The organism is Streptomyces sp. NPDC088400 (genome assembly GCF_044753355.1).
In the GTDB taxonomy this organism is placed as follows: domain Bacteria; phylum Actinomycetota; class Actinomycetes; order Streptomycetales; family Streptomycetaceae; genus Streptomyces.
The window spans coordinates 190,857-214,484 of record NZ_JBIVMZ010000003.1 but is presented as its reverse complement, the minus strand read 5'-3'; the positions used below and the strand labels follow the sequence as shown (position 1 = coordinate 214,484).

22 protein-coding genes and 1 pseudogene are annotated in these 23,628 nt (G+C 70.6%); 16 read left to right on the top strand and 7 right to left on the bottom strand.

The genetic code is table 11. The annotated features are described in order from the left end of the window. Positions 1-92: 92 nt before the first annotated feature. From ACIQD6_RS09050 to metF, 4 genes are all read left to right on the top strand, one after another. Entirely contained in the window at positions 93-623 is a 531-nt protein-coding gene (locus ACIQD6_RS09050; RefSeq protein ID WP_401880029.1) for a cupin domain-containing protein, read from the top strand. Positions 624-715: 92 nt separating this feature from the next. Next, positions 716-1,234: a hypothetical protein gene (locus ACIQD6_RS09045; protein ID WP_401880027.1), complete on the top strand. Its 519-nt coding sequence runs from the start codon at positions 716-718 to the stop codon at positions 1,232-1,234. Then, entirely contained in the window at positions 1,231-2,289 is a 1,059-nt protein-coding gene (locus ACIQD6_RS09040) for a PrsW family intramembrane metalloprotease (protein WP_401880025.1), read from the top strand. Before ACIQD6_RS09045 ends, ACIQD6_RS09040 begins: the two co-directional genes overlap by 4 nt. 208 nt (positions 2,290-2,497) lie before the next feature. Beyond that, complete coding sequence (metF, locus tag ACIQD6_RS09035) at positions 2,498-3,442, top strand: methylenetetrahydrofolate reductase [NAD(P)H] (protein ID WP_401880024.1); 945 nt, start codon at positions 2,498-2,500, stop codon at positions 3,440-3,442. Between the two features lie 63 nt (positions 3,443-3,505). Here metF and ACIQD6_RS09030 read toward each other — a convergent pair whose 3' ends face one another. Further along, complete coding sequence (locus tag ACIQD6_RS09030; protein ID WP_401880762.1) at positions 3,506-5,071, bottom strand: MDR family MFS transporter; 1,566 nt, start codon at positions 5,069-5,071, stop codon at positions 3,506-3,508. Between the two features lie 92 nt (positions 5,072-5,163). Continuing rightward, positions 5,164-5,871, bottom strand: coding sequence for a TetR/AcrR family transcriptional regulator (locus tag ACIQD6_RS09025; RefSeq protein ID WP_401880022.1), 708 nt, complete (start codon positions 5,869-5,871; stop codon positions 5,164-5,166). A 62-nt stretch (positions 5,872-5,933) separates the two neighbouring features. On the opposite strand from ACIQD6_RS09025, the gene ACIQD6_RS09020 reads away from it, so the two are divergent. Together ACIQD6_RS09020 and ACIQD6_RS09015 are read left to right on the top strand one after the other, a co-directional pair. Then, the gene (locus ACIQD6_RS09020) at positions 5,934-6,926 is read left to right on the top strand and encodes an aldo/keto reductase (protein ID WP_401880020.1); all 993 of its coding nucleotides are present in this window, start codon (positions 5,934-5,936) and stop codon (positions 6,924-6,926) included. 254 nt (positions 6,927-7,180) lie between these two features. Then, a complete protein-coding gene (locus ACIQD6_RS09015; RefSeq protein ID WP_365819281.1) occupies positions 7,181-7,384 on the top strand; it encodes a cold-shock protein in 204 nt (67 codons plus the stop codon). 171 nt (positions 7,385-7,555) lie between these two features. On the opposite strand, the gene ACIQD6_RS09010 is transcribed toward ACIQD6_RS09015, so the two are convergent. Further along, the gene (locus tag ACIQD6_RS09010; RefSeq protein ID WP_401880018.1) at positions 7,556-8,197 is read right to left on the bottom strand and encodes a histidine phosphatase family protein; all 642 of its coding nucleotides are present in this window, start codon (positions 8,195-8,197) and stop codon (positions 7,556-7,558) included. 355 nt (positions 8,198-8,552) lie between these two features. On the opposite strand from ACIQD6_RS09010, the gene ACIQD6_RS09005 reads away from it, so the two are divergent. Continuing rightward, the gene (locus ACIQD6_RS09005; RefSeq protein ID WP_401880017.1) at positions 8,553-9,377 is read left to right on the top strand and encodes an aldo/keto reductase; all 825 of its coding nucleotides are present in this window, start codon (positions 8,553-8,555) and stop codon (positions 9,375-9,377) included. A gap of 142 nt (positions 9,378-9,519) precedes the next feature. On the opposite strand, the gene ACIQD6_RS09000 is transcribed toward ACIQD6_RS09005, so the two are convergent. Beyond that, complete coding sequence (locus ACIQD6_RS09000; RefSeq protein ID WP_401880015.1) at positions 9,520-10,227, bottom strand: FadR/GntR family transcriptional regulator; 708 nt, start codon at positions 10,225-10,227, stop codon at positions 9,520-9,522. Between the two features lie 260 nt (positions 10,228-10,487). Here ACIQD6_RS09000 and ACIQD6_RS08995 point away from each other — a divergent pair, with 260 nt between their 5' ends. From ACIQD6_RS08995 to ACIQD6_RS08975, 5 genes are all read left to right on the top strand, one after another. Further along, positions 10,488-11,798: an SLC13 family permease gene (locus ACIQD6_RS08995; protein WP_401880013.1), complete on the top strand. Its 1,311-nt coding sequence runs from the start codon at positions 10,488-10,490 to the stop codon at positions 11,796-11,798. 55 nt (positions 11,799-11,853) lie between these two features. Beyond that, positions 11,854-13,302, top strand: coding sequence for an acyl-CoA synthetase (locus ACIQD6_RS08990; protein WP_401880011.1), 1,449 nt, complete (start codon positions 11,854-11,856; stop codon positions 13,300-13,302). Beyond that, the gene (locus ACIQD6_RS08985; RefSeq protein WP_401880009.1) at positions 13,295-14,719 is read left to right on the top strand and encodes a carboxyl transferase domain-containing protein; all 1,425 of its coding nucleotides are present in this window, start codon (positions 13,295-13,297) and stop codon (positions 14,717-14,719) included. Before ACIQD6_RS08990 ends, ACIQD6_RS08985 begins: the two co-directional genes overlap by 8 nt. A 118-nt stretch (positions 14,720-14,837) precedes the next feature. Further along, on the top strand, positions 14,838-15,806 hold the full coding sequence (locus ACIQD6_RS08980; protein ID WP_401880007.1) for a DUF2510 domain-containing protein: 969 nt from the start codon (positions 14,838-14,840) through the stop codon (positions 15,804-15,806). Positions 15,807-16,500: 694 nt separating this feature from the next. Continuing rightward, positions 16,501-17,979: a UDP-N-acetylmuramoyl-L-alanyl-D-glutamate--2,6-diaminopimelate ligase gene (locus ACIQD6_RS08975; RefSeq protein ID WP_401880005.1), complete on the top strand. Its 1,479-nt coding sequence runs from the start codon at positions 16,501-16,503 to the stop codon at positions 17,977-17,979. A gap of 309 nt (positions 17,980-18,288) precedes the next feature. Here the strand turns inward: ACIQD6_RS08975 and ACIQD6_RS08970 are convergent, their stop codons facing one another. Next, the gene (locus tag ACIQD6_RS08970) at positions 18,289-18,594 is read right to left on the bottom strand and encodes a hypothetical protein (protein ID WP_401880003.1); all 306 of its coding nucleotides are present in this window, start codon (positions 18,592-18,594) and stop codon (positions 18,289-18,291) included. A gap of 50 nt (positions 18,595-18,644) precedes the next feature. Between ACIQD6_RS08970 and ACIQD6_RS08965 the strand changes: the two are divergent. The 3 genes and pseudogenes from ACIQD6_RS08965 to ACIQD6_RS08955 form a co-directional block, all read left to right on the top strand. Beyond that, positions 18,645-18,941, top strand: a pseudogene (locus ACIQD6_RS08965) (LLM class flavin-dependent oxidoreductase); the annotation flags it as partial. After that, positions 18,913-19,224 carry a flavin reductase family protein gene (locus tag ACIQD6_RS08960; RefSeq protein WP_401880001.1) on the top strand — a complete coding sequence of 104 codons (312 nt, stop codon included), beginning with the start codon at positions 18,913-18,915 and terminating at the stop codon, positions 19,222-19,224. The pseudogene ACIQD6_RS08965 and the gene ACIQD6_RS08960, both read left to right, overlap by 29 nt. 79 nt (positions 19,225-19,303) lie before the next feature. Beyond that, the gene (locus tag ACIQD6_RS08955; protein WP_401879999.1) at positions 19,304-20,068 is read left to right on the top strand and encodes a YqjF family protein; all 765 of its coding nucleotides are present in this window, start codon (positions 19,304-19,306) and stop codon (positions 20,066-20,068) included. Positions 20,069-20,140: 72 nt separating this feature from the next. On the opposite strand, the gene ACIQD6_RS08950 is transcribed toward ACIQD6_RS08955, so the two are convergent. Further along, positions 20,141-21,145, bottom strand: a complete 1,005-nt coding sequence (locus tag ACIQD6_RS08950; RefSeq protein WP_401879997.1) for an alpha/beta fold hydrolase — start codon at positions 21,143-21,145, stop codon at positions 20,141-20,143. Positions 21,146-21,396: 251 nt separating this feature from the next. Here ACIQD6_RS08950 and ACIQD6_RS08945 point away from each other — a divergent pair, with 251 nt between their 5' ends. Further along, positions 21,397-22,365 carry an SDR family NAD(P)-dependent oxidoreductase gene (locus ACIQD6_RS08945; protein ID WP_401879995.1) on the top strand — a complete coding sequence of 323 codons (969 nt, stop codon included), beginning with the start codon at positions 21,397-21,399 and terminating at the stop codon, positions 22,363-22,365. Between the two features lie 133 nt (positions 22,366-22,498). Here the strand turns inward: ACIQD6_RS08945 and ACIQD6_RS08940 are convergent, their stop codons facing one another. Beyond that, positions 22,499-23,527, bottom strand: coding sequence for a LacI family DNA-binding transcriptional regulator (locus tag ACIQD6_RS08940; protein ID WP_401879993.1), 1,029 nt, complete (start codon positions 23,525-23,527; stop codon positions 22,499-22,501). Between the last annotated feature and the right edge of the window lie 101 nt (positions 23,528-23,628).

Here is a 23,628-nt window from a genome sequence, read left to right as displayed (position 1 = left end):
ACCCGCATCCGATGTCCCCGCGCGCGCCCGGCAGCACAATCGCCGGGCGCGTCCGGCCGTACCACCTCACCCCATCGCTCTGGAGCAACCGCATGACCCAGCTGACACAGACCGAGGGGCTGATCGTTCCCCCAGGCGGCGGCACCACCATCCGCACCCCGGCCCAGCAGGTCACCTTCAAGGTCACCGGAGAGCACTCGCGGGTCTCCTCCAGCTTCGAGGTCGTCGTCCCGCCGGGCTTCGATGTCGGCGCCCACCGGCATGTGCACAGCGAGGAGCTGTTCTACGTCCTCGACGGCGAGCTGGACGTCCTCGCCTTCGAACCCCGGGTCCTGAGCGAGGACTGGCGCCACTGGGAGTCCGAGTCGGGCCTCACGGTGGTCCGGGCCACTCCGGGCACGGTCATCGTCGTCCCGCCCGGATGCCCGCACGCCTTCGCCAACCGGGGGGACACACCGGCCAAGATGTTCTTCCAGTCGTCCCCGCCGTCCGACCACGAGCGGTATTTCGAAGAACTGCTCGACATCCTCAAGGACGGGGAACCGCCCGCCCCGGACGCGATCGCCGACCTGCGGTCGCGGTACGACATCGACCAGATCACTCCGCTGCGCCACGACGGATAGGCAGCGGGCGGATGACCGACGTCGCCTCCTGGCGCCCGCCGCGGCGATCGAACCGAGCTGCACGGGCGCCGGTTCTCGGCGTCCTGGCCCTCATGGCCGCCCTGACGGCGGGGTGGCCGCTGATCGACCGCACCCTGAACGACCACGAACCGGTCAGGAACGGCGCGGTGCTGGAACTGGGCCCCGATGACGACATCGCCCTGCTGCGGGTGGTGGGGGAGGGCTGGGCACTGAGCAAATCGGCGAGCGATCCCCAATCCGCGTACGCGCTCTCCCGCGACGGGGTCGATATGGTGGCCGGCTATGTCGACCTCTCCGGCGGCGGAGAAACCGGAGAGCTGTGGTCGGGCCTGCGCAGGGTGCAGTCCGTCGCGGACGGCGACAGCCGCCTGGGCGGTCCGCGACCGGTCGCCGGCACCAGGGGCGCGAAGGGCCGGACAGGAACGCTGACCCGGGACGGCCGCACCGGCACGGCCACCCTCTGGCTGCCGCCCGACAGGAGTTACGCCGTGGAGGTCACCGTACTGGCGAAACCGGGAACGGATCCGCGGGTACGGGCCGACGCCATGGCCATGGCCCGCGGTGTCTCCTTTCCGCCGGGGATGCCATGACGAGGTCCGTCGCCCCCTCCGCGTACGCGGCGGTGCGTGGCTCGTGGGGACGGTGGCCGATCGGCTGGTTGTGCGGCGCCCTGTGTGTCCTGGGCGCGGGGCTGATCGTCTTCGAGTTCGCGGCCGTCGTCCGTGTGTTCCCCGGAGCCGCGCTGCTGGCCTTCGTGCTGCTCCTGATCACGGTAGGGGCCGGGGTGGCCGTTCTGAGACGGGTACGTCCGATCCGGCCGCCGCCGCGCCCATGGGCCTGGAGCGGTGTCGCCTGGGGCGCCACAGCGGCGACCGGCTGCGCGATCGTGGCCAACACGGGTCTCCAGGGCATCTGGTCGAAGACCAACGGCATCGAGTTCGGTTCCCGGTGGGCCGCCGCGCTCACCGCGCCGCTCAACGAGGAACTCCTCAAGCTGTCCGGCGTCGCGCTGATCGCCCTCGGCGCCCGGCAACTGGTCCGTGGCCCGCTCGACGGGTTCTTCCTCGGCGCGTTCACCGGACTGGGCTTCCAGGCCGTGGAGAACTGGACGTACGCGATGAACTCCATCCTGAGCGGCGGGGGAGTGAACGGGAGCACCGATGTGCTGCGATCCTTCACCACCCGGATCGTACTGACGGGCCTGGGATCCCACTGGGCGATGAGCGCCGTCGCCGGAGCGGGCATCGGAATCCTGCTCGCCCACGGCGCCCGGCCGGTGCGCCGGCGGATCGCTCCGGCCGCACTCTGCGTGCTGACCGCCATGGGCATGCACGGGCTGTTCGACGCGCCGCTGCTGGACTCGGTCGCGGGCATCGCCGCCAAGACGGCGGTCAACTTCCTTGTCGCCATGGGCTTCTTCCTCCTCCTGCGGCACAGAGCGCGGCGCAGGGCGCGCGCGTTCCTGCTGTCCCCGCGGACCGTCCTGTCCATCGAGCTGCTCACGCGCCGGTCCCGGCGTCGCGCCCTGCGAGGGGTCTCGCCGGTGTCGCGTCCCGCCATCGAGCTGCGCGCCTCCGCCTATCTCGATGTGGTCGAGGAAGAGGCAGCGAACAGCACGGAGGAGTGGCAGCACACAGGGAACTGAGCTTCGTGACCACCGGAGTGGGCCGCCCGGGAACACGGTGCGACGCAGGGTGAGCATGAACTCCGTTGGTGGCGCGGCCGGTTGCCCAGGACCGCCACGCCGCTGGTCAATCCGTGGTCATGGCCTCGGGAGTACCGGCCATCGCGGCTACTGTGTGCGGACCGTATGCGCATCCACGCAGTGAGCGACTCGAGGAAGGACCCCCGCCATGGCGCCTGAGACCGCGGACCGTCCCCACCACCCCCGGCCCGGCCCGCGAGCCCTGACGGCCGACGGCCGGCGCTCGTTCTCCTTCGAGTTCTTCCCGCCGAAGACCGAGGCGGGCGAGCGCACGCTCTGGAACGCGATCCGCCGTATCGAGGCGCTCGCCCCGTCCTTCGTCTCGGTGACCTACGGAGCCGGCGGTTCCTCGCGCGACCGTACGATCGACGTCACCAAGCGCATCGCCGCCGAGACCACCCTGCGTCCGGTCGCCCATCTCACCGCGGTCGGCCATTCGGTCGCCGAACTGCGGCACATCATCGGCCAGTACGCGGACGCCGGCATCCGGGACGTCCTCGCCCTGCGCGGCGACCCGCCCGGCGACCCGCGAGGCGAGTGGGTCCGGCACCCGGAGGGCTTCGCCCAGGCCAGTGAACTCGTCACCCTCATCAGGGAACTGGGCGACTTCACCGTCGGTGTGGCCGCCTTCCCGGAGCGCCACCCCCGCTCGGCCGACTGGGACAGCGACATCCGGCACTTCGTCGCCAAGTGCCGTGCGGGCGCCGACTACGCCATCACTCAGATGTTCTTCCACGTGGACGACTATCTGCGGCTCCGCGACCGGCTCGTGGCGGCGGGATGTACGACGCCGATCATCCCGGAGATCATGCCGGCCACCGACGTACGGCAGATCCGCCGCTTCGCCGAGCTCAGCGACGCCCGGTTCCCCGAGGAGCTCGCCCGGCGGCTCGAAGCGGCGCGCGACCAGCCGGGGGAAGGACACCGCATCGGCGTGGAGTACGCCACGGTCATGGCCGAGCGCCTCCTCGCCGAAGGCGCCCCCGGCCTGCACTACATCACCCTCAACCGATCCACGGCCACGACGGAGATCCACCAGAATCTGGGCGTGGCCCTCCGGGACGACCGGGCCCTGGCCTCCACGCCTCGCTGATGTGCCCGGCCCGCCGGACAGGGCCGACAGTGAGGCGTGTGAGGCGAGTGAGCCGGACGGGGTTCAGCCCACGGGGGCGGCCGGAGCCGCCTTCACGTCGGCGCCGACGCCGTCGGACTTGCTCTCCTCGGCGAGGCGTTCCAACCCGGTCGTCGTCTTGAGCGGCTTCTCCTTGAGGAAGGCCACGGCGACCAGCGCGAGCGCGGCGAACGGGGCGGCGACGAGGAAGAGCTCCGCCGTGGCCACACCGTAGGCGTGCTCCACGATCTCCCGCATGGGCGCGGGCAGCTTCGAGATGTCCGGTACGGCGCCGTGGCCGCCGGACGCCGCCTGGCCCGCCGTACCCAGGCTCTTCTCCATCTCGGCCGACACCCGGTTGGCCAGCACCGCGCCCAGCACGCTCGTACCGATCGTTCCGCCCATGCTGCGGAAGAACGACAGGACCGAGGTGGCCGTACCGAGATCCGCCGCCGGCACGTCGTTCTGCGCCACGAGGACCAGGTTCTGCATCAGCAGTCCGACGCCGACACCGAGAACGGCCATGTAGAGGCTGAGGAGACCGAAGCTCGTGGTGGCGCTGATGGTGGCGAGCAGCCCCAGACCGGCCGTCATGGTCACGGCGCCCGCGATCAGATAGGCCTTCCACTTGCCGGTGGCACTGATGAGCTGGCCGGCGACGGTGGACGACACGAGCAGACCGAGGATCAACGGCAGGCCCATCAGGCCGGCGGCCGTCGGGGACTTGCCGAGCGAGATCTGGAAGTACTGCGAGAGGAAGACGGTGCCGCCGAACATGGCCACACCGACCAGCAGGCTGGCGACCGTGGTCAGCGAGACGGTGCGGTTGCGGAAGATGGTCAGCGGGATGATGGGCTCGGGAACCCGGGCCTCCACGAAGACCGCGGCCACCAGCAGCAGCACACCCCCGCCGGTGAGGGCGAACGTCTGCCACGACAGCCAGTCGAACTGATTGCCCGCCAGGGAGGTCCAGATGAGCAGCGCGCAGACGCCCGCGACGATCAGGAACGCGCCCAGGTAGTCGATCTTCACCTCACGGCGGACGGTGGGCAGCTTGAGCGTGCTCTGGAGCACCAGGATCGCGGCGAGCGCGAAAGGCACGCCGATGAAGAAGCACCAACGCCAGCCCAGCCACGAGGTGTCCACCATGACGCCGCCGACCAGCGGTCCGGCGACCGTACCGATGGCGAAGACGGCGCCGAAGATACCGGCGTACTTGCCCAGCCGCCGGGGCGGGATGACCGCTGCCATGACGATCTGCGCCAGGGCCGTGAGTCCACCGGCGCCGATGCCCTGGACGACTCGGCTGAAGATGAGCAGCCCGATGCCCTGCGAGAACCCGGCGAGCAGGGACCCGACGACGAACAGGCCGAGGGATAGCTGAAGCAGCAGCTTCTTATTGTAGAGGTCGGAGAGCTTGCCCCACAGAGGCACGGTCGCCGTCATGGCGAGCAGCTCGGAGGTGACGACCCAGGTGTACGAGGACTGGCTGCCGTTGAGGTCGGCGATGATGCGGGGCAGGGCGTTGGACACCACCGTGCCGGCCAGGATGGCGACGAACATACCGGCCATCAACCCGGACATGGCCTGGAGTATCTGCCGGTTGGACATGGAGGTCGGCGCCTGGTCGGGCGCCTCTGTTGCACTCAAGGTGTCCTTCTTCAAATCCATGGGTGGGATGCGGGGCGAGGTCGAGCGGCGGGTCAGCCGTCCGCCGGAGGTCCGGTGGGGCCGACTCCCGGGGGTTCGGGAAGTCCGGCGGCCAGATGGGCGAACACGCGCCGGAAGGTTGCGGGAAAGGAGACGCCCGGATTCTGTGCGCACCAGTGCTCGACGGCGACCCGTACCGCGGTCGTGGCGACGGCGGCGAGCAGCCGCGGGTAGAGACCGAGCGCCGAGGTGTCGGGGACGTGCTCGCAGGGCCCCCGCCCGCCGGACTTCTCTCCGTCCGGCAGGAACGGAGCCGCGCCGAGCCGTACGGCGATGGCCTCGGCCAGTTCGACTTCTTCGGCCATGTGCGCGCCCATGCCGCGGAGCAGCAGATGCGGAGAGCGCTGGAACACCTGGGCCCGCAGGTGCCAGATCTCCTGCTGCTCCTCCACGTTCGCCAGCTCGGTGGCGAGTGCCTCGCGCACCACATCGAGCGGGGGCAGCGCGGCCGGTGCCTCGCGCACCGTGCGCCTGACCCGCTCACCGACCTCTCGGTCGATCATGACGAACGCGTCGTCGTGACTGTCGAAGTAGTTGAAGAACGTACGCGGCGAGACCCCGGCGGCTTCGCTGATCGCCTCGACGGTGACGTTCTCGGCGCCGTGCTCGGCGGCCAGCCGCACCGCCGCCTCCGCCAGGGCCGCCCGGGTGGCCCGCTTCTTGCGCTCGCGGAGTCCCAGATCCCTACCTTCGTTTCTCACATATTGCAGAGTATGCAAAAGTGCACGATCCGCAAAATTAATTCGGAGGCGGCCCACGTAGCATGCTCCGCATGGAGCAGCGCGTATGTGGCAGGACCGGTCAGGAAGTCTCCGCCGTCGGGCTGGGGACATGGCAACTCGGCGCGGACTGGGGGCAGGTGTCCGAGTCGGACGCCTTCGCCGTCCTGGACGCGGCGGTCGAATCGGGCGTCACGTTCTTCGACACGGCTGATGTGTACGGCGACGGCCGGAGCGAGCAGCTGATCGGCCGCTATCTCAAGGACCGGCCCGACGCCGGGGTGTTCGTCGCGACGAAGATGGGGCGACGGGCCGACCAGGTGGAGGAGAACTACGTCCTGGACAACTTCCGCGCCTGGAACGACCGCTCACGGGCCAACCTCGGTGTGGACACGCTCGACCTCGTACAGCTGCACTGCCCGCCCACGGCCGTCTATTCGTCGGACGAGGTCTTCGACGCACTCGACACCCTGGTGGCGGAGCGGCGGATCGCCGCCTACGGCGTGAGCGTCGAGACCTGCGCCGAGGCGCTCACCGCCCTCGCCCGTCCCGGCGTCGCGAGTGTGCAGATCATCCTCAACCCCTTCCGGCCGAAGCCGTTGGAAGAGGTGCTGCCGGCCGCCCGGGAGGCGGGCGTCGGCATCATCGCGCGGGTCCCGCTCGCCTCCGGTCTGCTGACCGGGAAGTACACCAGGGACACGGTCTTCGCCGCCGACGACCACCGTACGTACAACCGGCACGGCGAGGCGTTCGACCAGGGCGAGACCTTTTCCGGCATCGACTACGAGACGGGCCTGGCGGCGGCCGTCGAGTTCGCCGGGCTGGCGCCCGAAGGAGCCACGGCGGCGCAGACCGCGCTGCGGTGGATCATCCAGCAGCCCGGTGTCACCAGTGTCATCCCCGGCGCCCGTTCGGTGGAGCAGGCACGTGCCAATAGTGCGGCCGCGGGCCTCGCGTCCCTGCCGCGGCCGACCCTGGAAGCCGTGCGCGAACTCTACGACCGTCGGCTGCGCGCCTCGGTGCATCACCGCTGGTAGTAGTACGAACAGGTGATCATGTCCCGTTTTGCGGTCTGATCGCGCGGCACAGACGCAAGAGTTGGTTGTTTCTGTGGCTGTATCGCTTCGCGCCCTGTAGCGTCTTGATCAGCTGTCGTGGTTCCGAAGTACCGCTCGCCCGTGACGTGCCGTCACGGGCGTTTGTGCTGTTCAGCGTCTCTGCGGACCAGGGCGATCACCTCCGGTTCCCGCATGGTGCGGGAACCACGCGTCCCTCGAAACGGAGACTGAGCATGGCCAGTGGAACAGTGAAGTGGTTCAACTCGGAAAAGGGCTTCGGCTTTATCGCGCAGGACGGCGGTGGCCCCGACGTGTTCGCGCACTACTCGAACATCTCGACGTCCGGCTTCCGTGAGCTCACGGAGGGCCAGAAGGTCACCTTCGACGTCACCCAGGGCCAGAAGGGCCCGCAGGCGGAGAACATCCTCCCCTCCTGAGGTCTGAGCTGAAATGTCCCTCCCGCTCCCGCAGCGCCTGCGGGGGTACGGACGGACAGGGCGCCGGTCCGGTGGATACCTTCCACCGGGCCGGCGCCTTTTCGCGGTCCTGTCCGGATTTTCGCAGTCCCTGCCGGACCGGCGTCTTCTCGCCCTCCCGGCCGGCTCGGGTCAGGGCGCGCTCTCCCGCTCGGGTGGCGTGGCGCGCAGGACGCTTTCGGGCAGCGTGAGATTCCACGCGGTGATCACCGGCCGGTCGTGCTCCGTGCCGAGGCGGGACAAGGTCCCGGTGGCCAGCTGGAAGAGCGCTCCCGCGGCCGGGGCCAGTCCGAGATAGCGCGCGGTGAGCACACGGAGGAAGTGGCCGTGCGAGACGAGAGCGATGTCGCTGTCACCGGCCTGTTCGAGCGCGTCCAGCGCCCCGGCCAGGACGCGGTCGGCGCGATGGCCGACTTCCGAGGGGCTCTCCCCGGGCTGGTCGGGTCCTGGGACTCCGCCGTCCGTCCAGAGATCCCAGTCGGGGCGGGTGCGGTGGATCTCGGCGCTGGAGACGCCCTCGTAGCGGCCGTAATTCCACTCGTGCAGATCCGGCGTGATCCGGAGGGCGTCCAGTCCGGCCAGCTCGGCGGTGCGCCGTGCCCGGACGAGGGGGCTGACCAGCGTGAGCCCGATGCGGCGCTCGCCGAGAAGAGGTGCCAGAGAGCGTGCCTGGTTCTCGCCCCGCTCGGTCATCGGGAGGTCGGTGAAGCTGGTGTGCTGCCCGGACAGGGACCAGGCGGTCTCTCCGTGCCGTACCAGGATCAACTCGCCCATCTGTGCCGCCCACTTCCCGCTCGCGCTCCGTCATCGGAGCTGTTCTTTACGTCCAGTGTCTCTCGTTCCAGTGTCCGGGACCTGCCCATGGGGTCCCGTGCGACGGGCCGGTCACCCGGCGGGAGCCCGACCGGGCCGTAGCCGCACACCACTGACGAGGCCCGGGCCGGCCTGCCCCCGACCGCGTCCACCGCATGCCTGCCGCGCCGGCCGTCGCTGAGCGCGCCGAGGACGACGTCGTTACGTTGGTCATCGGTGTGCCCCTCTGTCCGCAGCGCGCGCTTCTCGCCCCCCTCCGAGAACCCCACGGAAGAACCCCGCTGGGAAACCCCACCCCGCAAAGAAAAGGAACACCATGACCTCCGTCCCCCATGTCGTACTCAACAACGGCGTCAAGATCCCGCAGCTCGGATTCGGTGTCTTCCAGGTCGAGGACGACCGGACCACCGACGCCGTCCTGGCCGCGCTCGAAGCCGGTTACCGCAGCATCGACACCGCGGCCGTGTACGGCAACGAGGCGGGCGTCGGCCGCGCCATCGCCGCCTCCGGTCTGCCTCGCGACGAGCTGTTCGTCACCACCAAGCTGTGGAACGACGACCAGGGTCACGACGCGACCCTCGCCGCGTTCGAAGCCGGCCTGGCCAAGCTCGGCCTGGACCATGTGGACCTGTACCTCATCCACTGGCCCACTCCCGCGCGCGACCGCTACCTGGACACCTGGCGTGCGATGGAGAAGCTGCTGGCCGACGGCCGGGCCCGCGCCATCGGCGTGTCCAACTTCCAGCCCGCCCACCTCCAGCGCCTGATGGACGAGAGCGACGTCGTGCCCGCCGTCAACCAGATCGAGCTGCACCCGGGCCTCCAGCAGGCCGCGCTGCGGGACTTCCACGCCCAGCACGGCATCGCGACCGAGGCCTGGAGCCCGCTGGCACAGGGCGCGCTGCTCCAGGAGGAGGCGATCACGGAGATCGCGGGCCGGCACGAGAAGACCGCCGCGCAGGTGGTGCTGCGCTGGCACCTCCAGCTCGGGAACATCGTGATCCCCAAGTCCGTCACCCCCGCGCGTATCCGCGAGAACATCGACGTCTTCGACTTCGAACTGTCGGCCGGGGACATGGACGCGCTGGGCACACTCGACCGGGGCCTGCGCACGGGCCCTGACCCCGACACTCTCAACTGACCGGTGGCCTCAACCGGCCGGGAAGATCCGGCAGTTACCGCCTACGACGGTCATCCCGCCCTCACACCTCACGGGTGTGGGGGCGGCGCTGCGTCGTTCACCGGGTCCGCTCGACCGTTCACCACTGTCCGATGACGAGCCGTCAGGTCGCGTCGTCCGGGTTCCAGTCCAGGAGGCGCACCTTCGCCACCGTCCGTACATGGCGTCGCATCGCGGCGGCGGCGGCCTTGCCGCGCCGGGTCTCGATCGCGTCCAGGATCGCGCGGTGCTGAGCCAACGACCGCTTGGGGCGGCCGGGTTGACGCAGGGATTCGTTACGGCTCTCGGCGATCTGCTCGGTGATGGAGTGCATGAACTCCGCGAGCAGGGCACTGTGCGCGGCGGCGGTCACGGCGGTGTGGAAGAGCCGGTCGCCCTCCACGCCGTAGCCGCCCGCCTCGATCTCGTCGGACATATGGTGCAGCGCGTCGTACAGCGCGGCCAGATCCAGGTCCGTGCGGCGCTCGGCGGCGAGTTCGGCGAGTTTGGTCTCCAGTGCCTCGCGCGCCTCCAGTACGTCGGGGAGCCGGCGCTTGCGCTCCACCAGGCGTTCGACCGGCTCCGGGTCGAGGCTGTCCTTCGCGAGGTAGGTACCCCCGCCGTGCCGCACCTCGACCAGGCCCTGCACCTCAAGGACGACTATCGCCTGCTTGACGGAGGCACGGCTGACGCCGAGGCGCTGCGCCAACTCCCGTTCGGGCGGCAGCCGGTCGCCCGCCCCGAGGTCTCCCTCGGTGACATAACTGCGCAGCCGGTCGAGGACCTGTTCGTACAGCCGTGGCCGGGCCATCGGCCGTAGCGCGTCGGACATCCGGACCCCCAATCCCTGCCCATCCCGCCCTGATATCACCCGGTCCCTGCGACCCGAGCCTAGCATCGGGCGGTCAAGTGGCTGAGCCAATTCCTGTCAGATCCCTTGACGCTCCCGCCGGCCGACGGCCAATGTGGTTCAGCCACTTGGCCAGTCGTCCAGTAAGCCAATTGGCCGGCCGAACCGGTCAGTTGGCCGAGCGGCCGGCCAACTCAGCCATGCCCCGCGCATCAAGGGACCCAAGGACGGGAGCCCCCGCCATGTCCGCCGAACTGATCTCGATCCTTGTGCTGGTGGTGGTCTTCGTGATCGCCACCACCCGCTCCATCAATATGGGCGCGCTCGCCTTCGCCGCCGCGTTCGGCGTCGGTGAGCTGGTCGCCGGCCTCGACGCGGACGGTATCTTCGCCGGTTTCCCCGGCGATCTGTTCGTGGTGCTCGTCGGTGTCACCTATCTGTTCGCGATCGCCCGCGCCAACGGCACCACGGACTGGCTGGTCCACGCCTCGATCCGGCTGGTCCGCGGCCGTATCGCGCTGATCCCCTGGGTGATGTTCGCGATCACCGGCGCGCTGACCGCCATCGGAGCCGTCTCGCCGGCGGCCGTGGCGATCGTCGCGCCGATCGCGCTGAGCTTCGCCGCGCAGTACGGGATCAGCCCCCTGCTGATGGGCGCCATGGTGGTGCACGGCGCACAGGGCGGCGGATTCTCGCCGATCAGCATCTACGGTTCGATCGTCAACGGGATCGTGGAGCGCGAGAAGCTCCCCGGCAGCGAACTCACCCTCTTCCTCGCCTCCCTCGTGGCCAACCTCCTCATCGCAGGCATCGTGTTCGTACTCTGCGGCGGACTCAAACTCTCCTCGAAACAGCGAGGACAGGCCGACGGTGAGACGAAGACGAAGACGATGACGAAGGAGAAGGAGACGGATCGAGAAGAAGAGGAGACGGACGGAGAACGGGGGAGTTCCCGCCTCACCCCGGCCCGTATCGCCACCCTCGCCGCCCTGGTCGTGCTCGTCGTCGCCGTCCTCGTCTTCGACCTCGACGCCGGACTCACCTCCGTCACCCTCGCCGTGTTCCTCAGCGCCTTCTGGCCGGACACCAGCCGCAAGGCCGTCGGCGAGATCGCCTGGCCGACCGTGCTGCTCATCTGCGGTGTCCTCACCTACGTGGGCGTCCTGGAGGAGATGGGCACGATCGACTACGCGGGCAACGCCGTCGGCGACATCGGCATCCCGCTCCTCGCCGCCGTGCTGCTCTGCTACATCGGCGCGATCATCTCGGCCTTCGCCTCCTCCGTCGGCATCATGGGAGCGCTCATCCCGCTCGCCGTGCCCTTCCTCGCCCAGGGCGAGATAGGCGCGATCGGCATGGTCGCGGCGCTCGCGATCTCCGCCACGGTCGTCGACGTCAGTCCCTTCTCCACCAATGGCGCCCTGGTACTGGCCGCGGCTCCCGATGTCGACCGTGAGCGTTTCTTCCGGCAGCTCATGGTGTACGGAGGGATCGTGGTGGCGGTGGTACCCGCTGCCGCCTGGCTCCTGCTGGTGGTGCCAGGCTTCGGCTGACCCGGACCGATCGGCCGGACTCGACGACCGTCACAGACAGCAAGGAGAACGACGCGTGTCCCCTCTCTTCCCGGCGCTCACCGCCCGCTCGGATCAGCCCGCGCTCCAGTTCGGCGACCGTACCCTCACGCACGCCGAACTGGCCGACGCGGCTGGTGCCCTGGCCGTCCGTATCGCCGGTGCGCGGCGGATCGCGGTCTGGGCCACACCCACTCTCGGCACCGCCGTGGGGGTGGTGGCCGCGTTGCTGGCCGGGGTCCCCGTCGTACCGGTCAACCCCAGGAGCGGCGAACGCGAGCTGGCTCACATCGTCGCCGACAGCGCCCCCGAACTCGTCGTCGCCGAACCGGGCGTGGCGCTCCCGCCCGCCCTCGCCGCGCTGGACCGGCTGGACGCGGTGACCGACGGTGCCCCGGAGCCGGTGGCCACCGGGCCGTTCCCCGAGCCCCCGCCGGAGTCTCCCGCCCTGGTCGTCTACACCTCGGGCACCACCGGGCCGCCGAAGGGCGCCGTACTGCCGCGCCGCGCCCTCGCCGCGACGCTGGACGCGCTGGAGGACGCCTGGCAGTGGACCGCCGACGACGTACTCGTCCACGGCCTGCCGCTCTTCCACGTCCACGGGCTGATCCTCGGCATCCTCGGCCCGCTGCGGCGCGGCGGGTCGGTGCGCCACCTGGGACGGTTCGACATCGAAGGTGTCACCCGGGAACTCCTCTCCGGGGCCACGATGCTCTTCGGCGTACCGACGATGTACCACCGCATCGCCGAAGCGCTCTCCGAAGATCCCTCACTCGTGAAGGCCCTGGCCGGGGCGCGGCTGCTGGTGTCCGGGTCCGCCGCGCTGCCCGTGCACGACCACCGGCGGATCGCCGCCGCGACCGGCCGCCGGGTCGTCGAGCGGTACGGCATGACGGAGACCCTGATGAACACCAGCGTGCGCGCGGACGGCGAGCCGCGCGCCGGTACGGTCGGTGTGCCGCTGCGCGGCGTCGAGTTGCGGCTCGTCGAGGAATCGGGCGCCACGATCGAGGCGTACGACGGCGAGACGGTCGGTGAGATCCAGGTCCGTGGCCCGAACCTGTTCACCGCATACCTGAACCGCCCCGACGCGACCGAGGAGGCCTTCACCGACGGCTGGTTCCGCACGGGCGACATGGCGATCCGTGACCCCGACGGCTATGTCCGTATCGTCGGCCGCAAGGCCACCGACCTGATCAAGAGCGGCGGTTACAAGATCGGGGCGGGTGAGATCGAGAACGTGCTGCTGGAGCACCCGGGGGTACGGGAAGCCGCCGTGACCGGCGAGCCCGACGCGGACCTCGGCGAACGGATCGTCGCCTGGATCGTTCCGGCGCGTGCCGAAGAACCGCCGTCCGCAGGGGAATTGGCGGACCACGTGGCCGCGCAGCTCGCCGCGCACAAGCGCCCGCGGGTCGTGCGCTATCTGGACGCCCTGCCCCGTAACGACATGGGCAAGATCATGAAGCGTGCGCTCCATGACTGAGCGGGCGCCGCGAGGGAACGGGCCGGGGACCGAGCGGGGACGGCGCGGGAACGGGCCGGGGCAGCGGGAGCGGTGGAGCGCGCGCGAGGCGATCGAGGCCGTGGCCGACGCCGGGACCTTCGCCGAACTGCCCGCGACGAAAGAGCTCTCCCCGTCGAGGGGCGCGTCCCCGCCCAACGGGCCCCTCGGCTGGGAAGGGTACGACGCGATGCGCGTGCGCGCCGGGGAGCGTACCGGCGAGGAGGAGTCCGTCGTCTGCGGCACCGCGCGGGTCGGCGCCACCGAAGCGGTGCTGATCTCCTTCGAGTTCGGCTATCTCGGTGGATCGCTGGGCGAGCGCACCGGCGACCGTCTCGAAGCCGCGCATACCCGCGCGCGTGAGCGGGGCCTGCCGGTCGTCTCGTTGATCGCGACCGGCGGCAGCCGGATGCAGGAAGGCATGCGCGCCCTGCTCCAACTCCAGCGGGTGGCACGGCAGTCCGCACTGACGCGCGCCGCCGGTCTGCCCCAGCTGGCGGTTGCCCGTGACCCGACGACGGGCGGCGGCTGGGCCACTCTGGGCGCGGGCGCCGATGTCGTACTGGCCCTGCCGGACGCCCAGATCGGGTTCGCGGGCTCACGGGTGCGCCCGGCCGACGCCGATCCGGACGCCTATACGGCGCGGGCGCAGCTCGCCGCCGGCCATGTCGACGCGTTGGTCAGCGAGGACGAACTGCGCGCTACCGTCGATCGCTGGCTGACACTGCTGACCGGTGGTACACGGGAAGCGGCACCGCCCCCGGCCGGCCTCGGTCCCGCCCGGCCGCCCGCCACCGGCTGGGACGCCGTCCTTCGGACCCGGTCGCCCCAACGCCCGCGTGCCTCGGCCTACTTGGACACGTATTTCAGCCACCGGGAGGCGATCGTCGGAGACCGCTGCGGTGGTACGGACCCCGGGATGTTGTGCGGTTTCGGGGAGCGCGAGGGCCGGACCGTCGCGTACGCGGCACAGTGTGGCACCCCCACCCTCCCGGCCGGCTACCGCCTCGCGGCCCGGCTGATCCGCCTCGCGGACCGGCTGGGCATCCCCGTACTGACCCTGGTCGACACTCCCGGCGCGGCCAATGACGCCGAGGCGGAGCGCGGGGGAGCGGGCAGTTCCATCGCCGATCTCTTCGCGGCGGTGGCCACCGTCCGGGTGCCCGTCACCACCTTGCTGATCGGCGAGGGCGGCTCGGGCGGGGCCCTGGCGCTGTCGGCGCCGGACAACACCTGGGTCACGCCGGACAGTTATTTCTCCGTCATCGCGCCCGAACTGGCCACGGCGATCCTGAAGCGACCACCCGAGCAGACCCGCGCGACGGCCGACCAACTCATGCTGCGCCCACAGGATCTGGTGGAACTCGGTGTGGTGCGCGGCATGGTGCCGGTCGTCTGAGGCGGCCGCCGGTCCGTCCCCACAGCCGGTTCACGTCGTCCTGTGGGGACGGTCCCGCGTAACGGATTCTCATGGGTCTCTTACCGGCTTTTAAGACAATGTGCTTAAGGTGAGGACCGTGACGTACACGACTCCGCCCGGCTGGCATCCCGATCCAGGTCACTCAGGTGACGGCCCCCGCAAGGAGCGCTGGTGGGACGGTGCGGCCTGGACCGACGAACTCCGCGACACCGCCCCGGCCGAGTGGGGTCCGCCCGCGGCGCCGCCCTATCCCGTCCCGCCCCCGCCCGGTCCGCCGAACCGCGGGCGGCGGATCGCCGTCGGCGTGATCGCCTCGGTCGTGGTGCTGGCCATCGCGGGCGGCTTCTACCTGCTCGGGCGGAGCGGCGACAGCAACACCGCTACGGGCCAGGCGGGTTCCGGTCCCTCCTCGGTGCCCTCGCAGCCGGGACAGCCCGGACAGCGCAGTCCCGGACCCGATGGGCAGCAGGACCCGCGCGGTCCCGGCGGCGGGGAGAGCGGCGCGCCCCAGCAGCCGGAGACCGAGGACGGTTACGCCACCGACGCGGCCAGCGGGATCAGCATTCCGGTACCGGACGGCTGGACCGGCGAGTCCGGGACCGTCGGCGCCGGGGTGACAACCGGGAAGTACTCCTGCCCGGGGGACACGTCCACGGAGTGCGTGCGCGGTGGGGTGTTCTCCGCACCCGCGGCGGCGCTGAAGATCGAGGCCACCGGGGCGAAGGCGGCAGCCGAGAAGGACATCGAGGCCAACGCCGAGGAGTCCTACGGCGGTGCGACCTACGGGAAGATCTCCTCGCACGAGCAGCTGAGGTCCGAGGCGGTCACCGTGGCCGGGCAGAAGGGCTATCTGGTGCGGTGGAAGGTCATCACGAGCAAGGGTGACGACGGCTACGTGCAGTCGCTCGCCTTTCCCTCGCCCGCCTCCTCCAAGATGATGGTCATGGTCCGCTCCGGCTTCGACGTCAACGACAAGGCGCCCAAGTTGTCCGTCATGGACGAGATGACCAAGGGGATCAAGGCGGCCTCGGGCAGCGGCGGGGGTGGCAACGGCCAGGGAGTCTGACGTCCCTGAGCCCGTTTTCCCCCGATTGTCCAGTGATCGTTCAGTAACTGTCCGGCGCCCGACCGCCGTGACACCCCGGGCGGGCCGCTCCCTGCGGCCCGCCCGTTGTTCTGGATCCCAGGGGGCCCGGACGGCGATCCGCGGGTCTTCGGGCCGGATCGCGAGCCGCGCGGCGCCGCGAACGTCCCGGCGCCCTTACACTCCACACATGGGTTGTACACGTGAAGCGGGAGAGTGCCTCCCGCGGGCTCTCCGCGCGCCGTGCGCCGACGCGGGTGCGTCGGCCGCGGGGCCCGGCCCGGTGCCCGCGTCGGAAGCCGGCTGTCGCGCCGTGCACGGCCACGGCTAGCAACCTCCACGCCGCGGTCCGACACCGCTCCGCCCTTCCGAGGCTCTTCGGCACCCTGCCGCCCGAGTGCGGGCGCGTCCTCACGGCCCGCCCCCTTCCGACGCTCCCCTGGCCCCCGTAACGCAGTGGAGCGCTGTCCGCCGGCCCGGTCCGTGACGCTCGCGCCTTCCGGTCCGCTCTCCCCACTTCTTCCTTCACCTTCCACGCACCGCGTTTTCCGCACCGCGCACCGCGTTTTCCGCACCGCGCACCCCCCACCACCTCCGTGGCGCCGGGCCGGGCCGTCGGCGCCTCCTCGGCGACCGCCGGAGACCGGCCGTGCGCCGCACCTTCGAGAGGATCCCTGTGAAGTTGAGCGAGTTGCTCGCCGGGCACGACCACGAGATTCAGCAGGGCGATCCGGAGACGATGATCACCGCGGGCACCTGCTTCGATGCCCATCGGGTCTCACCGGGTTCACTGTTCATCGCGGTGCCCGGGCATCGCGAGGGTGGTCCCGAATCCATCGGCCCGGCCCTCGCGCGTGGCGCGGTGGCGGTGCTGGTCGATGCCGGGGGACCGGATTCGTCGGCGTCGGTGTGGGCGGACACGGAGGTGTGTGTCGTACGGGTACGGGACACCTGCACGACCGCCTCGGTCCTCGCCTCCCGCTACCACGGCGAGCCGGGGCGGAGCATGGACATGGTGGCTGTCACCGGCACCAACGGGAAGACCTCGGTCTCGTACATGGTCGAGTCCGTACTGCGGCTCGCCGAGGGTGCGTCCGTCGGGGTCATCGGAACGGCGGGCAGCAGGATCGGCGACGAACTGATCCCCATGCCGAGGTCGGTACTGTCCACTCCCGAGGCGCCGGACTTCCAGTATCTGCTGGGACGCATGCGCGACCGCGAGGTCGGCACCGTGGTCCTGGAGGCCACCTCCATGGGGCTGTTGACCCACCGGGTGGACCACGCGTTCATCGACGTCGGCATCTTCACCAACCTGACGCAGGATCATCTGGACGACCACGGGACGATGGAGAACTACCGGGACGCCAAACTCCGTCTGTTCCGAGGGCTTTGCCGACGCGCTCTGGTCAACGCCGATGATCCGGTGGGCGTCGGGATCAGCGCGCTGATGCCGGGTGCGGTGACGACGTACGCGCTCGACACCGAGGCGGACTACCGGGCGACCGACCTGACCATGGACGCGTTCGGGACGCGGTTCACCCTTCACCACGAAGGGCGCAAGTACCCGGCGGCGATCCCCGTGCCCGGCCGGTTCTCGGTGTCCAACGCCCTTGCCAGTGTGGCCGCCTGCCATCTCCTGGGGCACGATCTGCGCGGACTGGTCGGCGCTCTCGACCGGATGCCCCCGGTCCCGGGACGGTTCGAACGCTTCGAGACGCCGAACGGCGCCTCCGTCATCGTGGACTACGCGCACTCACCGGACTCGCTGGACAAGGTGCTCTCCGCCATCCGTGAATTCGCCCGCGGCCGGGTCATCACGGTCTTCGGCTGCGGCGGCGACCGTGACATCACCAAGCGCGCGCAGATGGGGGAGATCGCCGGGACACACTCCGATCTGTGCGTTCTCACCTCGGACAACCCGCGCAACGAGGACCCCGGGGCGATCCTCGATCAGATCACCCCGGGGCTCGCGGCCACCGGCACACGGTTCGAACGGCTCGCCGACCGCCGCGGTGCCATCGCCTTCGCCCTGGCCGAGGCCGGGCGCGACGACATCGTCCTGATCGCGGGGAAGGGCAGCGAGCCATACCAGATCGTCGGTGAACAGCTGATTCCGTTCAGCGACATGGCGACGGTCCGCGAACTCGCGCGGTAGCGGCGGGGCAGTGGTACGGGTGGGCCGGCATCGCCGGGCACGGCGGGCCGGGCGTCAGCCCGCCGCGTTCGGCCCCTCGGCGCGGAGGTGATGCAGGTGCGCGTGCAGCGGCGGTGTGCGCTCCGCCCCGTTGTTGTCCGCGCCGTCGTCATGGTCGTGCGGCGAAGGCGGACTACGCGGTACGGGCGCTGGTCGAACTCGCCGCCGACACTGGCGCCACCGGGCGGAGCTGTCCGGATCGGCACGGGAAACGGGCCGGTGTGGCTGCACCCCGACGAGGCCCGTGTGTACCCCAATCTCCCGTGGCTCTCAGAGCTGGGGGAACAGGACGATCAGGAAGACGGCGGCGAGCGGTAACGCGATCCACCGGAGCGTGCGGAAGGACGCGTTCCTGTGGTGGCCGAGCGCGCGGTCGGCGTCATGCGCGTCGGACAGATGCTCACCCGCGATGTCCTGGAAGGTCTGGCGGAAGCTGAGCGAACCGTAGGACCAGTCGCAGTGCGCGCAGACCAGGAAGTCCCGGTGGGGCTTGTACTGGAAATTACGCTCGACGTTGACCGTGAAGGTCTGCCCGCCCGCGTCGTCCGCGGTGATGTGGTGAACGGCGGCGCCCATGAGCGGGTGCTCCTTACCGGGGGTTCACGAGCCGGCGCGCGAGCCGGCCCATGGGTGAGTGTGGGTGGTCCATCCAATCCGATCATGAGGCGCGACAGCAACCGCTCAGAAGGTGCGGCAGCAACCGCCGGGCGCGGGCGCGGTGGGGCGAGCCGCTCGCCGAGACCGCCGAGCAGATCGCCTCCGTGCGCGCGGCCGCGGCGGCCGCCGGCCGTACCGAACCGCCCGGCATCAGCGTGTCCTTCCGTCCGATCCTCGGCGCCACCGAAGAACTCGCCTGGGAACGCGCCCACCGCATCCTGGACACCATCAAGTCCGGTGCCGGACGGCCCTTCTTCGACCAGGCGCGCCACCACGGGAACCAGAACGGACCGCGGAACGCCGGCTCGCAGTGGCATCGACCGCTTCGCCGGTGTCCCCTGGACGGAGGGCCACGACGGGCTGCCCGTGCTGGACCGTGTACCGGTGTGGCTCACCGCCCGGGTGACTCTGCGCCAGCACGTCGGCGACCATCTCCTCGTCGTCGGAGAGGTCGACTCCGGAGGGGGCCACGGCGAGGGACCCGCACTGGTCCACCACGACGGCGCGTTCGCCACGGACGTACACCTTCCACCGCACAACGCGGGCTGACGCCGCCCGGCCCCGGGGCACGGCACGGCGTGGCCGGGCCGTGCCCCGGGGCCGGGCGGCTCTCTGGAATGCTGACGGCATGCAGCCCGCACCGGACGCACCGGAACCGATCAGCCCCGACCCGCCCCGGGATGAACCGAGGCCGCTGCTCACGCAGTCCTGGCTGGATCTGGCCTTTCTGCACTGGGCCGTCGATCCTGCGGAAGTGGCGCCGCTGCTGCCGCCGGGGACGGTCCCCGACACCCTCGACGGGGTGACCTACGTGGGTCTCGTGGCCTTCCGGATGCACCGGGTCGGGTGGCTGGGACTCCCCGGTGTCCCGTATCTGGGCACCTTCCCCGAGACCAATGTCCGCCTCTACTCGGTGGACGGACAGGGCCGCCGGGGTGTCGTCTTCCGTTCCCTGGACGCCTCGCGCCTGATTCCGGTGGCGGTCGGCCGCGCGGTCTTCCGGCTGCCGTACGTGTGGTCCCGTATGACCGTCGACCGTGACGGCGACACCCTGACGTACACCAGCCGGCGGCGCGTGCCCGGGCCCAGGGGCGCCCACAGCCGGATCGGTCTGCGGATCGGGGAACGCATCGAGCGGCCCAGCGCGCCGGAACACTTCATGACCGCACGCTGGGGGATGCACACCACACTCCTCGGCCGGCCGGCGTATGTGCCGAACACACACCCGCGCTGGCCGCTGCACCGGGCGGAACTGCTGGAGTGCACCGAGGACTTGCTGACCGCGGCGGGGCTGCGGGCCCCGGCCGGGGATCCCGTCAGCGTGCTCTATTCGCAGGGTGTCCCGGTCCGCTTCGGCCGCCCTGTCCGAGCCGACGGCTCCGGGGCCCGCTGACCGCGTGCGAGGGGCGCCCCGGCCGAGGACGGTCCATCGTCGACCTGCCCCGGGGGCCCGTTGGCGGCACGCTCAGGACGCGGTGCCGTCACCACGGCCGGCGGTGACGGTGGTTCCGAACGTCTCCGGCCTGCTGGTGTACGGCAGTTCGTCCAGCGGGCGGTCGGCGCAGAAGCGTGCCATGAGGTCGGCGAAGTCCGCGATCCGCTCCACCGGGGCCAGATGGTCGGTCTCGTCGATGGTCATGAACCGTGCCTCGGGCAGCTGGGCCGCCACCTCGCGCCCCATGGTGGGCGTGCACAGCGTGTCGTGCTCGCCGGTGACCACCAGGCTCGGTACGGCCGGCAACGGCTCCGGCCGGTACCACTCGTGCCGCATCAACCGGGTGTTGTGTTCCGCGGACTTGCCCAGCTGCTCGGGGTCCTGCCCGACGATCTGCTGGTAGACGAGCCGGGACACGGCGGCGTGCTTGCGGACCCGGCCCGTTCCTGGCGGCGACATGAAGTGGTCGGCCAGCTCGCGCGCGATGGCCTCCGTCTCACCTCGGTCGATCATGACGGCCCAGCGTTCCATCGCCGCCGCGTAGTCCGCCGGGATCCGGGTGGTCATGCCGACGAGCATCAGCCGGGCCAGCATGTCGGGGTAGTGCTGGGCGAAGCGCATGCCGACCGCACCGCCGTAGCAGGCGGCGATCAGATTGACGCGCGGCACGCCGAGTTCGCCCAGGAGATGCCGGATGGTGGCGGCGAGGAAGTCGACGCCGTAGAACGCGGGCAGGAAGTCCGAGGTGCCGTAGCCCGGGAGATCCACGGTGATCACTTGTCCCACCGGCCTCAGCCATTTCTCGTGCCGTGCCCACGAGTAGCGGTCCTGGGATGAGCCGCCCAGCACCAGAATCGGCTCGGTCACCGGATGTTCCTCGGGGTGGACGATGCGGCAGGTGTAACGGAAGCCGTCGAACGTGAAGTCACGCTCCTCGACCTGTTCGCCCGCCCCGCTCTCATCGGTTGCCTGCCCGGGGATCATCGGGGTACGAGGCGATTCCTGGTCGTGAGTGAGAACGGCGTCGACGGGCATGGGGTACTCCAGGGTTCCGGAACGGGCGATAGCCTCCCTGCCTAGCAGTTGGGCCCGTCCGGCCACGCATCGATGACCCGATCGTGGGCGATTCGCGCGTCGCGGTCCGCAGGTGGATTCGAGTGCCGCTCAGCCGCCCGGGGTGGGCCGCCGTTCCGGGAGCCGGCGGGAGGTGGGAGTCGGAGTGAATCCGGTGTGAGGCGGTCGGTGCGCTTGACTTCGAGAGCGCTCCAATTCGTACCGTCGGACACATGACCACTCCTCAGCACACGATCGGATCAGGGTTCGGAGCCCGGAGCACCGCGGCGGACGTCCTGCGCGGGATCGACCTCACCGGACAGCTCGCCCTTGTCACCGGCGGTTACTCGGGCCTCGGCCTGGAGACGACGCGCGCGCTGGCCGGCGCCGGCGCCCAGGTCGTCGTACCCGCCCGGCGGCGCGAGGCCGCCGAGCAGGCCCTCGCCGGTATCGACCACGTCGAGGTGGACGAGCTCGACCTCGCCGACCTCGACAGCGTCCGCCGGTTCGCGGAGCGCTTCACCGCCACGGGACGCACCATCGACCTCGTCATCAACAACGCCGCGATCATGGCCTGTCCGGAGACCCGGGTCGGCCCCGGCTGGGAGGCCCAGTTCGCGACCAACCACCTCGGCCACTTCGCGCTCGTCAACCGGCTCTGGCCGGCGATCGCGTCCGGCGGGGCACGGGTCGTCTCGGTGTCCTCGTCCGGCCACCGGAATTCGGACATCCGCTGGGACGACGTGATGTTCGAGCAAGGCTACGACAAGTGGCAGGCCTACGGCCAGGCGAAGACGGCCAACGCCCTGTTCGCCGTACAACTCGACGCGCTCGGCCGGGACGCCGGCGTACGGGCCTTCTCGGTGCACCCCGGCGGCATCCTCACGCCGTTGCAACGCCACCTCGCCAAGGAGGAGATGGTGGCCGCCGGCTGGATCGACGAGGAAGGCAACACGATCAACCCCGCGTTCAAGACACCCGAGCAGGGCGCGGCCACGCAGGTGTGGGCGGCGACCTCGCCGCAGCTGGCGGGCGCGGGCGGGGTCTACTGCGAGGACGTCGACATCGCCGCGCCGGCCGCTGCCGACACGTCGGTCCCCGGTGGCGTGCGCGCCTATGCGACCGACCCCGAGCAGGCCGCGCGCCTGTGGCAGCTCTCCGCCGAGCTGACCGGGGTCGACGCGTTCGCGAAGAGCGCCTGAGCGCTTCTTGGTACGAGGTCACCGGCCGCGTACTGCTTCACGATCACGGACCGGCTGTTCAGCACAGTTCGCCGGGCCCAGCCGTGAGGGGTGAGCCGAGAACATCGGCTCACCCCGGTGAGTACATCGGTGCTCACGCGCTTTGGCGGCGGGTCAGCGTCGTCGGCAGGGTGACGTGCCGGCGAGGCGTGGCCGGGTCGTTGATCTCGTCGAGGAGAAGCCGGGTGATGGCGCGTCCGATGTCCTCGCTGGGCTGGCCGACGCTGGTCAGGGGCGGCACGGTGTGCCGGGCGACGATCGAGTCGTCGAAACCGACCACCGCCACGTCGTCGGGCACCCGCCGCCCCCGCTCGCGCAGTTCGGTCAGTGCCCCCGCCGCCATGACGTCGGACGCGGCGAAGACGGCGTCGATGTCCGGCCGTCGTTCGAGGAGTTCACGCATGGCCGTACGGCCGCCCTCCTCGGTGAAGTCGGCGGGCGCGACCAGTGATTCGTCCGGCCGCACGCCCCGTTCGCAGTGGGCGTCGCGCCACCCCTGGAGCCGGGTGTGGCTGACGTCCATGTCGAGGGGGCCGGTGATCGTGGCCACATTCGTACGTCCCCGGCCGAGCAGATGCCGTACGGCCTCGGCCGCCCCGCCGGCGTTGTCGGCGTGGACATGACTCAGCGACTCGGCGGGCGAACGCCGCCCCGCCAGGACCGTCGGTATCCCCAGCTTCTCCAGGAGCGCGGCCAGCGGGTCGTCGTGATGGACCGAGATCAGCAGCACCCCGTCGACCCGTCGCGCCTCCACGAACCGCGTCAGCCGGTCGAGCTCACGCTCGTCGCGTACCAGTATCAGCAGCAACTGCATCTCGGTGTCGGCCAGTTCCGTACTCACACCGCGGATCACGGCGGTGAAGTACGGCTCCGCCGTCAGCCGGCTCTCCGACTCGGGGATCACCAGCGCGATACTGTCGGTCCGGCTCGTGACCAGACTGCGGGCGGCGGGATTCGGTACGTAGTGGAGTTCCGCGACGGCCGCCTCCACCGCGGCCCTGGCCTTCGCACTCACGCCCGGCGCACCGTTGACGACCCGCGAGACCGTCCCCCTGCCCACCCCCGCCAGTTGCGCGACGGCTTCAAGAGTTGGCCTCCGGCCCGGCCGTTCACGGCTGCTCATCACGTCTCCTGACTCTTGCCGCTCCTGCTGAGCGCACAGCTCACCAGGAGATTGTCAGGGGTGTCCGGCGCGGATGCGCCCCGGGGGCCGGTATCCGGGAT

Bases quoted from the DNA above. Each gene is read 5' to 3' on its own strand.
- ACIQD6_RS08950 (WP_401879997.1), bottom strand. From the start codon at position 21,145: ATGCCCGTCGACGCCGTTCTCACTCACGACCAGGAATCGCCTCGTACC.
- ACIQD6_RS09020 (WP_401880020.1), top strand. From the start codon at position 5,934: ATGCTCCGCATGGAGCAGCGCGTATGTGGCAGGACCGGTCAGGAAGTC.
- ACIQD6_RS09015 (WP_365819281.1), top strand. From the start codon at position 7,181: ATGGCCAGTGGAACAGTGAAGTGGTTCAACTCGGAAAAGGGCTTCGGC.
- ACIQD6_RS09010 (WP_401880018.1), bottom strand. From the start codon at position 8,197: ATGGGCGAGTTGATCCTGGTACGGCACGGAGAGACCGCCTGGTCCCTG.
- ACIQD6_RS08955 (WP_401879999.1), top strand. From the start codon at position 19,304: ATGCAGCCCGCACCGGACGCACCGGAACCGATCAGCCCCGACCCGCCC.
- ACIQD6_RS09005 (WP_401880017.1), top strand. From the start codon at position 8,553: ATGACCTCCGTCCCCCATGTCGTACTCAACAACGGCGTCAAGATCCCG.
- ACIQD6_RS09030 (WP_401880762.1), bottom strand. From the start codon at position 5,071: ATGTCCAACCGGCAGATACTCCAGGCCATGTCCGGGTTGATGGCCGGT.
- ACIQD6_RS09050 (WP_401880029.1), top strand. From the start codon at position 93: ATGACCCAGCTGACACAGACCGAGGGGCTGATCGTTCCCCCAGGCGGC.
- ACIQD6_RS09000 (WP_401880015.1), bottom strand. From the start codon at position 10,227: ATGTCCGACGCGCTACGGCCGATGGCCCGGCCACGGCTGTACGAACAG.
- ACIQD6_RS08995 (WP_401880013.1), top strand. From the start codon at position 10,488: ATGTCCGCCGAACTGATCTCGATCCTTGTGCTGGTGGTGGTCTTCGTG.
- ACIQD6_RS08970 (WP_401880003.1), bottom strand. From the start codon at position 18,594: ATGGGCGCCGCCGTTCACCACATCACCGCGGACGACGCGGGCGGGCAG.
- ACIQD6_RS09040 (WP_401880025.1), top strand. From the start codon at position 1,231: ATGACGAGGTCCGTCGCCCCCTCCGCGTACGCGGCGGTGCGTGGCTCG.
- ACIQD6_RS08940 (WP_401879993.1), bottom strand. From the start codon at position 23,527: ATGAGCAGCCGTGAACGGCCGGGCCGGAGGCCAACTCTTGAAGCCGTC.
- ACIQD6_RS08985 (WP_401880009.1), top strand. From the start codon at position 13,295: ATGACTGAGCGGGCGCCGCGAGGGAACGGGCCGGGGACCGAGCGGGGA.
- ACIQD6_RS09045 (WP_401880027.1), top strand. From the start codon at position 716: ATGGCCGCCCTGACGGCGGGGTGGCCGCTGATCGACCGCACCCTGAAC.
- ACIQD6_RS08945 (WP_401879995.1), top strand. From the start codon at position 21,397: ATGACCACTCCTCAGCACACGATCGGATCAGGGTTCGGAGCCCGGAGC.
- metF (WP_401880024.1), top strand. From the start codon at position 2,498: ATGGCGCCTGAGACCGCGGACCGTCCCCACCACCCCCGGCCCGGCCCG.